The sequence below is a fragment of the Planococcus dechangensis genome, assembly GCF_042654465.1.
Taxonomy (GTDB): domain Bacteria; phylum Bacillota; class Bacilli; order Bacillales_A; family Planococcaceae; genus Planococcus; species Planococcus dechangensis.
The window spans coordinates 1-1,471 of sequence record NZ_JBHSGL010000012.1; the positions used below are offsets into that span (position 1 = coordinate 1).

Consider the following 1,471-nt stretch of genomic DNA (forward strand, 5'->3'; position numbering starts at 1 on the left):
GGTGCTGCACCCCTAAAGTTAGAGTTAAAAATCTAACTTTAGGGGTGTTTTTTCTATGGCAAAATACAGCGAAGAATTCAAACTAAACCTGGTCAACGAGTATTTGGCTGGCCCATTGGGCTATCCACGCTTAGCTCAAAAATATGGCCTGTCCAGCCACGGGCAAATTGCCCGCTGGGTGCGGGCTTTCCAAGCATTTGGAAAAGAAGGCTTGCGGAACAGGGAGAAGAACCGGGTGTATTCTGTTCAATTCAAGCTGGATGTATTACACTTTATGAAACAAACAGGCGCTTCCTACCAGGACGCAGCGATTGAATTCAAGATGCACAACCCGACGCTCATTGTGAAATGGAAACAAGCATTTTTGGCAAAAGGGGCAGGAGGCCTGAGAACGAAAGGACGGCCATCCATGGCGGAAAATCCGAAAAAGAAACCGGCAAAACCAACTGGGACGATGTCCCGTGAAGAACAGCTTGAACGCGAGAATGAGCTTCTCCGCTTGGAGATTGCGTATTTAAAAAAGTTAGACGCTTTCCAGGAGAACCCGAATGCCTACCTCGAAAAGCACAAGCAGCGCTGGCATTCGAACTCCAAGAAGAAGGATTCCGATTAAGGGATGTGCTGAAGATCGCCGATCTTCCAGAAGCCACGTACCATTACCACCGGCAGCGGTTCGATTCGGAAGACCCGGATCTGGAATGGAAAACAGTGATTCGGGCATTGTTTGAGAAACACGAAGGCCGGTACGGGTATCGCCGGATCCACTTGGAATTAAAGGCGCAAGGCTACGTCATCAACCATAAGAAAGTCCAACGCCTCCTGAATGAATTGAAGTTGAAATGTGTGAAGTTCATCCGGAAATCGCGCTATCGCTCTTATAAAGGCAAGGTCGGGACCATCGCGAAAAACCGGTTGAACCGCCGGTTCCACACCTCGCACGCCTTGCAAAAAATCGTGACGGATGTCACCGAATTCAAATGTACGGACGAAGACAAGCTTTACTTAAGCCCGGTGATGGATCTCTATAACGGCGAAATCATTGGACTGGGCATGTCCAAACGGCCCACCCTCGACTTTGTCCTGGACTCGCTGCATCAAGCCTTGCCCATCATTCAGGAAGGAGCTGCTTACCGGACCACCCTCCATTCCGACCAAGGCTGGCATTACCAGCACCGGTTGTGGGTGAAGACATTAAAGCAGAACCGGATTTTCCAAAGCATGTCCCGTAAGGCGACGTGTGCCGACAATGCGGCGATGGAGAACTTCTTTGGTTTGCTTAAACAGGAGATGTATTACGGAGAAAAACGGGTCCCGTATGAAGAATTGAAGGCGAAAATTGATCGGTACGTCCATTACTACAACCACGAACGTATTAAAGAAAAATTGGCCGGCATGAGTCCGGTGAATTACCGAATTCATGCCAGCCAATTAGCTGCATAACTAAAACTCTAACTTTAAGGGGTCACTACCC

2 protein-coding genes are annotated in these 1,471 nt (G+C 48.8%); both read left to right on the forward strand.

The features are described 5' to 3' along the window. Nucleotides 1–55 precede the first annotated feature (55 nt). The gene (locus tag ACFO5U_RS13450) at nt 56–613 is read left to right on the forward strand and encodes a helix-turn-helix domain-containing protein (RefSeq protein ID WP_377279614.1); all 558 of its coding nucleotides are present in this window, start codon (nt 56–58) and stop codon (nt 611–613) included. Beyond that, nucleotides 577–1,440, forward strand: coding sequence for an IS3 family transposase (locus tag ACFO5U_RS13455; RefSeq protein WP_377279615.1), 864 nt, complete (start codon nt 577–579; stop codon nt 1,438–1,440). Before ACFO5U_RS13450 ends, ACFO5U_RS13455 begins: the two co-directional genes overlap by 37 nt. Nucleotides 1,441–1,471 lie beyond the last annotated feature (31 nt).